This window comes from Flavobacterium muglaense (assembly GCF_014305155.1).
Taxonomy (GTDB): Bacteria; Bacteroidota; Bacteroidia; order Flavobacteriales; family Flavobacteriaceae; genus Flavobacterium; species Flavobacterium muglaense.
On record NZ_JACRUK010000068.1, the window covers coordinates 735 to 12594 of the forward strand.

Consider the following 11860-nt stretch of genomic DNA (forward strand, 5'->3'; position numbering starts at 1 on the left):
TTTTTATGCGAGAATTTAACTTCGTTAACAATAGGGAATTCCGTTACATCTATTGAACCAGCTGCTTTTTATTTATGCAATAGCTTAAATACTGTAACAATAGGTGATTCTCTTGCCACAGGCGATATAGCTATTAAACCATATGCTTTTTTTTTATGCGAGAATTTAACTTCGTTAACAATAGGGAATTCCGTTACATCTATTGAACCAGCTGCTTTTTATTTATGCGATAAAATAAATTTTGTAACTGCATATTGGACAACATCAGCTGCAATTCCAGTGATTGTTGATACATCAGTTTTTTCTGGATTAGAACTTTCTTTAGTCGAGTTACATGTTCCTGCGGGCACAAAACCATTATATCAAGCTAAGACCGTTTGGAAAGATTTTAAAATTATTGAAGAAAAAGTAGCGCCTTCAGCCATAGTCCTGTCGGCTACAAGTGTGGATGAAAATGTCACAGCTGAGGCAAAAGTTGGAGATTTAACTTCTACAGATTTGAATACAGGAGAGGCCTTTACTTATGCTTTTGTTGATAATGAAAACTTTCCAGACAATGCATCCTTTACAATCACGGACAATGTTTTAACAATCAATGCTAGTCCAGATTTTGAAACCAAGTCTTCTTACTCAATTCGTCTAAAAACAACTGATCAAGGAGGTTTAAGTTTTGAAAAAGATTTTACGATTACAATCAATGATTTAAGTTATGTCCCATTACTTACTTTTGAAAATATCAATAAAACCTATGGGGATATTAATTTTGATTTAGGTGCTACTTCAAATTCAACTGGTACAATTAGTTATTCAGTTGTTGAAGGAACTGGAGAAGTGATTTTGTCTGGAATAACTAATAAAACGGTAGTATTAAAGACTGTTGGAACTGTTGTAATAAGAGCTACTCAAGTTGCTGCTGGAGATTATACTGCAGCAACAAAAGATATTATGCTCACAATCACAGCTAAACCAATCATAGTGACAGCTGATGCTTCACAAACTAAAGTTTACGGAACAACTGATCCTAGTTTAACGTATTCAGTTTCGCCAAGTCTGGTAGGAACAGATGCTTTTTCAGGAGCTTTGACAAGAGTTTCAGGACAGAATGTGGGTAGTTATGCAATAGCGCAAAACACTTTAAGTGCAGGTTCTAATTATACTATTACTTATGTAGCTAAAGATTTTGCTATTTCCGCAAAACCAATTACAGTAACAGCTGATGCTTCACAAACTAAAGTTTACGGTACAACTGATCCTAGTTTAACTTATTCAGTTTCGCCAAGTCTGTTTGGAACAGATACTTTTACAGGAGCTTTGACAAGAGTTTCAGGACAGAATGTGGGTAGCTATGCAATAGCGCAAAACACTTTAAGTGCAGGTTCTAATTATACAATTACTTATGTAGCTAAAGATTTTGCTATTACCGCTAAACCAATTACAGTAATAGCTGATGCTTCACAAACTAAAGTTTACGGTACAACTGATCCTACTTTAACGTATTCAGTTTCGCCAAGTCTGGTAGGAACAGATGCTTTCACAGGAATTTTGGCAAGAGTTGCAGGTGAGAATACGGGTACTTATGCAATTGAACAAGGAGATTTGAGTGCAGGTTCTAATTATACTATAACTTATGTAGCTAAAGATTTTGCTATTACCGCAAAACCAATCACAGTAACAGCTGAAGTTTCACAAACTAAAGTTTACGGTACAACAGATCCTAGTTTAACGTATTCAGTTTCTCCAAGTCTGGTAGGAACAGATACTTTCACAGGAACTTTGACAAGAGTAGCAGGTGAGAATGCGGGTACTTATGCAATAGCGCAAAACACTTTAAGTGCAGGTTCGAATTATACAATTGCTTATATAGCTAAAGATTTTGCTATTATCGCAAAACTAATCACAGTAACAGCTGATGCTTCACAAACTAAAGTTTACGGAACAACAGATCCTAGTTTAACGTACTCAGTATCTCCAAGTCTAGTAGGAACAGATGCTTTTACAGGAGCTTTGACAAGAGTTGTAGGAGAGAATGTGGGTAATTATGCAATTAAACAAAATGACTTAAGTGCCGGTTCTAATTATACTATTACTTATTTAGCTAAAGATTTTACTATTACTGCAAAACCGATCACAGTAACAGCTGAAGTTTCACAAACTAAAGTTTACGGAACAACAGATCCTAGTTTAACGTATTCAGTTTCTCCAAGTCTGGTAGGAACGGATACTTTCACAGGAACTTTGACAAGAGTTGTAGGAGAGAATGTGGGTAATTATGCAATTAAACAAAATGACTTAAGTGCTGGTTCTAATTATACAACTACTTATGTAGCTAAAGATTTTGCTATTACCGCTAAACCAATTACAGTAATAGCTGATGCTTCACAAACTAAAGTTTACGGAACAACAGATCCTAGTTTAACGTATTCAGTTTCTCCAAGTCTGGTAGGAACGGATACTTTCACAGGAACTTTGACAAGAGTTGTAGGAGAGAATGTGGGTAATTATGCAATTAAACAAAATGACTTAAGTGCTGGTTCTAATTATACAACTACTTATGTAGCTAAAGATTTTGCTATTACCGCTAAACCAATTACAGTAATAGCTGATGCTTCACAAACTAAAGTTTACGGAACAACAGATCCTAGTTTAACGTATTCAGTTTCGCCAAGTCTGGTAGGAACAGATACTTTTACAGGAACTTTGGCAAGAGTTGCAGGAGAGAATAGGGGTAGTTATGCAATAGCGCAAAACACTTTAAGTGCAGGTTCTAATTATACAATTACTTATGTAGCTAAAGATTTTGCTATTACCGCAAAACCAATCACAGTAACAGCTGATGCTTCACAAACTAAAGTTTACGGAACAACAGATCCTAGTTTAACGTATTCAGTTTCTCCAAGTCTAGTAGGAACAGATACTTTTACAGGAGCTTTGTCAAGAGTTTCAGGACAGAATGTGGGTAGTTATGCAATTAAACAAAATGACTTAAGTGCCGGTTCTAATTATACTATTACTTATTTAGCTAAAGATTTTACTATTACTGCAAAACCGATCACAGTAACAGCTGATGCTTCACAAACTAAAGTTTACGGAACAACAGATCCTAGTTTAACGTATTCAGTTTCTCCAAGTCTGGTAGGAACAGATACTTTTACAGGAACTTTGGCAAGAGTTGCAGGAGAGAATAGGGGTAGTTATGCAATAGCGCAAAACACTTTAAGTGCTGGTTCGAATTATACAATTGCTTATATAGCTAAAGATTTTGCTATTACCGCAAAACCAATCACAGTAACAGCTGATGCTTCACAAACTAAAGTTTACGGAACAACAGATCCTAGTTTAACGTATTCAGTTTCGCCAAGTCTGGTAGGAACAGATACTTTTACAGGAACTTTGACAAGAGTAGCAGGTGAGAATACGGGTACTTATGCAATTGAACAAGGAGATTTGAGTGCAGGTTCTAATTATACTATAACTTATGTAGCTAAAGATTTTGCTATTACCGCAAAACCAATCACAGTAACAGCTGATGCTTCACAAACTAAAGTTTACGGAACAACAGATCCTAGTTTAACGTACTCAGTATCTCCAAGTCTAGTAGGAACAGATACTTTTACAGGAGCTTTGTCAAGAGTTTCAGGACAGAATGTGGGTAGTTATGCAATAGCGCAAAACACTTTAAGTGCTGCATCTAATTATGTAATTAATTTTGTTTCGTCAGATTTTACAATTACAGCTAAACCAATTACTATAATAGCAACTGCTGGACAAACAAAAGAGTACGGTGCTCAAGACCCTGTTTTTACGTATGCTTCAAGTGAGGTCTTGCTTGCAGGAAATAGTTTTACAGGAAGTTTAGGTCGTGTAGCAAATACAAACGCTGGAACTTACGCCTACACAATAGGAAATTTATCTGCAGGACCAAACTATGTATTGACAGTAGCTGGTTCCAATACGTTTGAAATCAAAGCAAAACCCATCATGGTTACTGCAGCTGCAAAAACTAAAGTTTACGGAACAACAGACGTTCCTTTGACATACACTGCTACACCTAGTTTACTAGGAACAGATAATTTTACAGGAACTTTATCAAGAACAGCAGGTGAAAACGCTGGTGCGTATGCGATTACACAAGGAACATTAAATGCTGGAGTTAATTATGCTGTTACTTTTGCGCCTGCAATCTATTTTATCACAAAAGCGGATCAAGTAATTACTTGGAATCAAACCTTAGTTTCAGATTGTGGTAGCTCAGCATCAATTGTTCTAACAGCAACATCTAATAGTGGTTTGCCAATAAGCTATACTTCATCTAATAGTAATGTTGCCACTGTTTCAAATGGTGTGCTAAACTTTGGTAATTATGGTTTTGCAACTATAACTGCTAATCAACAAGGGAATAATAATTACAATGCAGCACCAAGTATTGTACTGCCAATTGTAAATAGCCAGCCAAATTTGATTAGAAAACAATTTGATACTGTTATTTTCTTTGACAATAGCTCAAATGAATTCGTGTCTTATAGTTGGTACAAAAACGGACTAGTAGTTGCTGGCCAAACAGCGCAATATTTCAAAGAAGCAAGCGCTTTAAACGGTACTTACTATGCAGTTGCAACAAAAAAAGACGGGACACTGATAAGAACTTGTCCGTTAGTTTTAGCGTCTAGTGGAATAGTAGAAATCATGAATATTGCCCCTAATCCAGTAAGAAGTAACTCAGGCTACCAATTAATCACCAATATAGAGGCTGCTCAAATCCAAAATGCTCGTGTTACAGTATTCAACATACTAGGGTCATTAATTACAGACAAAGTAGTTAATGAGAGCACAATTAATATGATTGCACCAAGTGTAGACGGTATTTATATTGTGAGACTTACTTTATCTAATGGTAAGGTGTTCACGAAAAATCTTTTGGTAAGAAATTAACTAATTTAGGAATATGAAATCCTTATTAAATAGTAATGAGGATGGATTATTCTATTGCAAAAAAAAAACACGTATAAGTATGAGATTTAATGTTAAAAACATAATAGGAATTACAGCCTTTTTAATTTCTCAGGGAATGATTGCTCAGTTTTATATAGGTGCACAATCAGGAATCGGGAATATTCAAAGTGATGTGAAAGGAACGACTGCAGGGAATAGACTTGGAGGAGCGGTAAAAGTGGGTTATATTTATTCCCTGACAGATCATATTGGTATTGGATCAGGGGTAGAATTTGCACAATACAAGCAACAGGTTTATTTGAGTAATTCGTCAGTAACTCTAAGTAGGTTTGAGGTCGATGCTGCTACTTCTGCTTTTGTATATAATGTAACGACTAGTAATTATAAGGAAGAACAAACCTTGCATGCTGTTCAGATTCCTCTTTTTGTGCAGTATAGCACAAATATTAATAAAGGGGTTGGTTTTAATTTTAGAGCAGGGGCTAAATACTTTTTGCCTGTAAATTATAAAATCGAAGCAACAGCAAATTCAGTAAATGGAAGTGCTTATTATCCAGATGTTAATTTGAATATTACTGATTTACCAGAGTATGGTTTTGGTGGTCAACGTAACTATTCAGCTTCTGGGGAGTATCAAACTAAGGGAATTGTAATGAGTATGTTTGAATTGGGTTTTACATTTGATATCGGTAAAAAGAACGCGCTATATGCAGCAATGTTCCTTGAAAAAGGATACGGTTCTATTCTTAATCAAGATCAAGATAAATCGTATTTAGGTTATAATCCAACTTCTGCAGAGAATAGAAAAGCAAACGGGCTGTACAGTACTGATAAAAATGCAAAAATTCAACCTGTAGCATTTGGTCTAACATTAGGATGGAATTTTAAATAAATTTTTTTTTTAAAATTAATTGTCAAAGGTCTTGAGTAATCAAGGCCTTTTGTTTTTTTATGATTTTGCCTATTGTTTGTAGCTTTAAAAGAACTAAATTTGACATTCGTTTTTCGAGAAATCGAGAAATTATAAACCACTCAATTCCAGCTATGTACTTAATATTCGATACCGAAACAACAGGATTGCCAAAGCGTTGGGATGCGCCTATTACAGATTCAGACAACTGGCCACGTTGTATACAAATTGCTTGGCAGTTGCATGATGATATGGGAAAACTCATTGAACATCAAGATTATTTGGTTAAACCCGAAGGTTTTAATATACCCTATGATGCAGAGCGTATTCACGGAATTTCAACCGAGTTGGCTGCAGCCGAAGGAATTGATCTTGCCGAAGTTTTAGAGAAGTTTAATGAAGCTTTAGGTAAAGCTAAATTTATTGTGGGACAAAATCTAGGTTTTGATGTCAATATTATGGGAGCCGAGTTGCATCGTATGGATGTAGCCTCGCCTATGGCCACTATGCCGGTGCTGGATACTTGTACGGAGGTTACGGCTAAATTATTGCAATTGCCTGGAGGTCGTGGAGGTAAGTTTAAATTGCCTACACTTACAGAGTTACACGAATATTTATTTAATAAACCTTTCTCTGAAGCACACAACGCAACTGCGGATGTGGAAGCAACTACGCGTTGTTTTTTAGAGTTGATTAGAAGAGAGCGTTTTACAAAAGAAGAACTAGATGTTCCTGCGAGTTATTTTCAGGAATTCCAAAATAAAAATCCAAGAGAAATTCAACTCATCGGATTAAAACACATCAATTTAAAACAAGCTTCTGATCGCATTCGCCAGCAGCTTGGAGATAAAGGAAGTGTTGGAATCTCTAAAGACGAGCTTTTAGAGAATACTAAAGTTTTGGCTGAGGCCAAGTTTGCCCATTTACACAATCACACCCAGTTTTCGGTTTTACAGTCTACTATTGGTATTGGACCGCTAGTTGCGGCTACTGCCAAAAACGGTTTTCCAGCAGTAGCAATGACTGATACGGCAAACATGATGGGAGCTTTCCATTTTGTGAGCGCGGTTATGAATCATAATAAATCGGCTTCCGCCAAAAATAAAACCTTGGTCGAAAGTGGCGAGGAACCTACCGAAACGGAAATTAAACCTATTGTAGGTTGCGCTTTTAATATTTGTGAAAACCATAAAGACAAGAGTAAAAAAGACAACGGCTACCAAGTGGTGCTATTGGCCAAAAATAAAAATGGATATCATAACCTAGCCAAAATGTCGTCGATTGCTAACATTGACGGATTTTACTATGTACCCCGAATTGATAAAAATATAGTCGAAAAGTACAAAGAGGACATTATGGTGCTCTCTGGAAATTTATACGGTGAAATACCGGGTAAGATTTTAAATCTTGGTGAAAACCAAGCCGAAGAAGCTTTAGTGTGGTGGAAGGCTCAATTTGGAGATGATTTTTATCTCGAAATCATGCGCCACAATCAAGAAGATGAGAACAGGGTTAATAAAACCTTGGTTGAATTTGCTAGAAAGCATGAAGTAAAATTAATTGGTACAAATAATACCTATTACCTTAAAAAGGAAGATGCGAATGCACACGATATTTTACTTTGTGTAAAAGATGGTGAAAAGCAAGCTACGCCTATAGGTCGTGGTCGTGGTTATCGCTATGGATTGCCTAATCAGGAGTATTATTACAAGTCAGGGGATGAGATGAAAAAACTCTTTGCTGATTTGCCGGATGCAATTATTAATATTCAAGAAATTGTTGATAAGGTTGAAATTTACTCGCTTTACCGTGATGTATTGCTTCCTAAATATGATATTCCAGCTGAGTTTGTCAATCCCGAAGATGATGTAGATAATGGGGTAAGAGGGGAAAATGCTTATTTGAGGCACCTGACTATGGTGGGAGCTGCGAAAAGATATGGTGAAATAACCGAGTCTATTCAAGAACGCTTGGACTTTGAATTATTGACCATTTCCAACTCGGGTTACCCGGGTTACTTCTTGATTGTTCAGGATTTCATTGCTAAGGCTAGAGAGATGGATGTTTCTGTAGGGCCAGGGCGTGGATCGGCAGCGGGATCAGCCGTGGCTTATTGTTTAAAAATTACCAATATTGATCCTATTAAGTACGACCTGCTTTTTGAGCGTTTCTTGAATCCGGATCGTGTGTCCATGCCCGATATTGATATTGACTTTGATGATGAAGGCCGAGGTCGTGTTATGGACTATGTAATAAAAAAATATGGTGCCAATCAAGTAGCACAAATTATTACTTACGGTAAAATGGCTACCAAATCGGCCATTCGTGATACGGCTCGTGTACTGGATTTACCGTTATTTGAAGCTGATAGGATTGCCAAGTTAATTCCGGCTATGATGCCTTCTAAGTGGAATCTAGCTCGTTTTATATCCGAAAAGGAAGAAGATGTCAAAAAAGCATTGCGATCAGATGAATTTGATAATGTGAAAGAGTTAATCGCTATTGCAAATTCAGATGAGTTAGCCGGTGAAACCATTCAACAAGCTAAGATTCTGGAAGGTTCCATGCGTAATACGGGTATTCACGCTTGTGGGGTGATTATCACGCCATCGGACATTACTAATTTCGTTCCGGTAACAACTGCCAAAGATTCCGATTTATATGTAACTCAGTTTGACAACTCCGTGGCCGAAAGTGCTGGATTGTTAAAGATGGACTTCTTGGGTTTGAAGACCCTTACTTTGATTAAAGATACCGTTAAATTAGTGAAATACCGTAACGGAATCACACTCGATCCCGATACATTTCCTATTGACGATGTAAAAACATACGAATTATTCCAGCGCGGGGAAACAGTAGGTATCTTCCAGTATGAGTCGCCTGGAATGCAAAAATACATGAAGGACTTAAAGCCCACTGTTTTTGGGGATTTAATTGCCATGAATGCTTTGTATCGTCCGGGACCATTAGAGTATATTCCTTCTTTTGTTCGAAGAAAAAATGGAGAAGAGGAAATCAAATACGATCTTGATGCCTGTGAAGAATATTTAGGAGAAACCTACGGAATTACCGTTTACCAAGAGCAGGTGATGCTTTTGTCGCAATCATTGGCTGATTTTACCAAGGGTGAGGCCGATGTCTTGCGTAAGGCGATGGGAAAGAAGCAAAAAGAGGTTTTGGATAAGATGAAGCCTAAGTTTGTAGAGCAAGCTGCTGCCAAAGGTCATGATGCTAAAGTTTTAGAGAAAATTTGGAAAGACTGGGAAGCATTTGCGAGTTACGCCTTTAATAAGTCGCACTCTACCTGTTATGCTTGGATTGCATATCAAACGGCTTATTTAAAAGCGCATTACCCAGCCGAATATATGGCTGCTGTTCTCTCAAATAATATGAGTGATATTAAGCAAGTTACTTTCTTTATGGAAGAGTGTAAGCGTATGGGATTGCAAGTATTAGGGCCCGATGTAAATGAATCGTTCTATAAATTCACAGTAAATGATGATTATGCGGTCCGTTTTGGAATGGGAGCCATTAAGGGAGTTGGTCAAGGTGCTGTAAATACTATTGTAGAGAATCGAAAAGATGGAAAGTACAAGTCGGTTTTTGACTTAACAAAGCGTATTGATTTACGTGCTGCCAATAAAAAAGCATTAGAAAACTTAATTCTTGCGGGAGGTTTTGACTCTTTTGAAGGGACTTTGCGTTCGCAATATTTCCATGATGAAGGGGACGGTATTACCTTTTATGAAAAAGCGATTAAGTATGGTGCTAAATTTCAAGAAAATGAAAATAGCTCTCAGGTAAGTTTATTTGGCGAAGCGAGTAATGTTCAAATTGAAGAACCTGTTGTGCCACCTTGTGAAGACTGGAGCACGATGGAGAAACTGGCCAAAGAAAAAGAAGTGGTTGGTATTTATATTTCAGGTCATCCGTTAGACGATTATAAGTTTGAAATGAAGCATTTTTGTAATGCTAAGTTAGAGGCGCTTCGTAATTTAGATCAACATGTGGGTAAAACACTAGCTATGGGTGGTATTATCCATAATGTGCAGCACCGTGTGGCCAAAAACGGAAAAGGTTGGGGGATTTTTACGCTAGAAGGCTATGATGAGAGTTATGAGTTTAAGATTTTTGGAGAAGAATATCTTAAATTCCGACACTTTTTTATTCAAAACAACTTTACTTTTTTGAAGGTTTTAGTGAAAGAAGGCTGGGTCAATCAAGATACAGGTAAAAAGAGCGATCCTAGAATTCAGTTTGTATTGGTGCAGTATTTACAGGATGTTTTGGATGTTTTTGCTAAAAAGCTAGTCGTTTTATTGAATATTACCGATTTGCAAACCGAATTTATACATAAGTTGAGCCACTTGTTTCAGGAGAATAAAGGAGAGGGCCAAGTTACGTTTGAAGTAATGGAGTTAGAAAAAATAAAAAAGTTAGTAGCTGCTGTTGTTGATTCTCCCGAGGGCGAGGATTTTGTAGAACAAGTTGATGATACAGTTGATGGTGATGAGGAGGCTACTCCAGTTGCGGTTACAGAAGTTGAAGAGATAAAAGTAGTGACTAAGTTGACTATGCAAAGTAGGCGGTTAAAGGTTAAAATCTCCAATGAGTTGTTATTTGAATTGGAGAAAATGCAGATTAATTTTAAACTTAATTAGCGTTCCAATGTGTTAAGTAATCGTTATAGTTTGAGATTTTAACTGGTTTTTCACTTGTTTTAAAGGGTGAGAGCTTTGATTTTTAACAGTATTTTTAGAATTGATATGTTAATGTTTTTTTGTAAAAATCTGAGTATTATAGCGATGCAGTTGTTGTTTTTTTAATTAACATTTCTTTGCTTAATTTAACAAAAGCTACATTTAAATTTATTTAATTTTGTTAGCAATAAAATAAAAAAATATTATGAAAAAGAATTTATTCATACTAGGGTTAATGGTATGTTCAATGACAATGTTAGGGCAAACAGATAAAAATGACACCAAAAAAGAGAATTGGTACTTTAAAGTAGGAGGTTCTTATTTTGGGCAGACTGCCGCGACTGAATTCCCAACGGTGGGAGGGAATTTGCCTTTGAATAAAACGTATGTAGGAGGAAAATTAGTGTCAGAAGAGAGTGTAACTGGATCTTTTGGTGAAGGTTTTAGAACTGGAATTGCTGCGGGGTATCGATTTAATGCAAGAGTAGGTGTCGAAATGGGAGTGAATTATTACTCAAGTACAGATAAGACAATGGCGCAAACTTCTACTGATGCAAATACGCCAACGATTTACAACTTTAAGTCAGTGGGTAAAATAACTGCCTTTGATGTTGCTCCTGCCTTGGTTTTGTTTTTAGGCGAGCACAGCGGTTTTGAGCCATATACTAAAGTGGGTGTAATTGTTCCTATTCACGGAGATTTAGAAATTACAACTGACGCGACTCCAGCTGTAGCTTATAACTCAGCTACAAGTTCGTATGTTTATGGAAATGTACGTAGTGTAGATCAAATTAAGCCAAATCCTACTATTGGTTTTACGGCAGCGTTGGGAACTTCATATAAATTAGGGAAACATATTTCGGCGTTTGCAGAGTTAGAGTACCGTAATTTTACGGTTCATGGTAAAACTAAAGAAACGACTGCGTTTACAGTAAATGGAAATGATGCATTAGCAACAAGGTCAACTGCTCAAGTGCATACTAATTATGTGAACCGTTTAGATGTAAATTCTAATAACGATTTGACAAATCCAAGTGGTTTAGATAGTACAAAACCAAAAGATGAATTAAGTTCATACGTTGGAATTAGCGGTTTAGGTTTGACTTTAGGTTTGAAATACAGTCTTTAATTATTGAAAAATATTTTGTTTTACATAAAGGGCCTTCTGAAAAGGAGGGCACTGAAAAAGTGTTTCTAATAAATTAAGACCTAAAAAGGAGTATATATCTATGGATTTCTACTCCTTTTTTCTTATATTTAAGTCTAATTATAAGTGTTTTTTAGATGTTAATACAACAAC

The 11860-nt window shown here is 36.4% G+C and carries 4 protein-coding genes; all 4 read left to right on the top strand.

The window, feature by feature from the left end; genetic code table 11:
- Positions 1-4929 (top strand): MBG domain-containing protein (locus H8R24_RS16715; RefSeq protein ID WP_187021384.1); only part of this gene is annotated, 4929 nt, incomplete at its 5' end.
- Between the two features lie 79 nt (positions 4930-5008).
- On the top strand, positions 5009-5842 hold the full coding sequence (locus tag H8R24_RS16720) for a porin family protein (RefSeq protein ID WP_187021382.1): 834 nt from the start codon (positions 5009-5011) through the stop codon (positions 5840-5842).
- A 152-nt stretch (positions 5843-5994) separates the two neighbouring features.
- Entirely contained in the window at positions 5995-10521 is a 4527-nt protein-coding gene (dnaE, locus tag H8R24_RS16725; RefSeq protein WP_187021380.1) for a DNA polymerase III subunit alpha, read from the top strand.
- A 244-nt stretch (positions 10522-10765) separates the two neighbouring features.
- Positions 10766-11689, top strand: a complete 924-nt coding sequence (locus H8R24_RS16730; protein ID WP_187021378.1) for an outer membrane beta-barrel protein — start codon at positions 10766-10768, stop codon at positions 11687-11689.
- Positions 11690-11860: the final 171 nt, after the last annotated feature.